The sequence below is a fragment of the Streptomyces sp. W16 genome (genome assembly GCF_033194735.1).
Taxonomy (GTDB): domain Bacteria; phylum Actinomycetota; class Actinomycetes; order Streptomycetales; family Streptomycetaceae; genus Streptomyces.
In genome coordinates this window covers 1-808 of sequence record NZ_JAWOAI010001198.1, presented here as the reverse complement: position 1 = coordinate 808, position 808 = coordinate 1, and the positions used below count along the sequence as shown (strand labels likewise).

The following is an 808-nucleotide window of genomic DNA, read 5'->3' as shown; positions in this document are numbered from 1 at the left end:
CGTCAGCCCGACCGCACCGGCCGTCCCCCCACCCCTTCCACCGCTCGGGCCCCCGCCCGCCACCCCTCCCGCGCCGCTTCCTCGGGATCGGCGCCCGCCAGCAGCGTCGCGAGGAACGCCCCCGTGAACGCGTCGCCCGCGCCCGTGGTGTCCCGGGGCGTGGCGGGCTCGGCCGGTACGCGTGCGTGGACCGTGCCGGAGTGGGCCAGCAGGGCTCCCTCGGCGCCCTGCTTGGTGACCACCAGGGGGACATGACGGCTCAGCTTGGCCGCCGCGTCCTCCGCGTCGGGCAACCCGGTGAGCAGACACGCCTCGTCACGGTTGGGCAGCAGCACGTCCACCCCCTCGACGAGCGCCAGGAAACGGTCTACGCCCAGCTCCACCAGGAACCCGGCCGACGCCGGATCCAGACTCACCGGCACCCCACGCGCGCGTGCCGACTTCACCGCCACGGCCACCAGGGCCCGGCCCGGCTCGGAGAACAGCAGATAGCCCGACAGATGCAGCCGTACGACATCGTCCAGCAGCGAGTCCGACCAGTCCTCGGGGCCGAGCCGTAGGGCCGCTCCACTGTCGGTGACGAGTGTCCGCTCGGCCGAAGCCCCCGTGTCGACCAGACAGATCACCGTCGCGGTCGCAGCCTCCGGATCGACCACGAGCCGGGGCCGCACCCCGGAGGCGGCCAACTCCCGCTCGTGCCACGCCGCCGAGTCCGCACCCACACGACCGAGCAGCCGTACGTCGGCGCAGCCCCAATGGGCCGCCCAGCACGCCACGTTGGCGCCCGCGCCACCCGGCACGGTCCGGA

Annotated in this window: 1 protein-coding gene; it reads right to left on the bottom strand. The window is 74.6% G+C overall.

Annotated elements, in window-relative coordinates:
• Positions 1-2: 2 nt before the first annotated feature.
• Positions 3-808, bottom strand: an 806-nt coding sequence (locus R6V09_RS54180) for a carbohydrate kinase family protein (RefSeq protein ID WP_317888692.1), incomplete at its 5' end; no start/stop codon positions are given.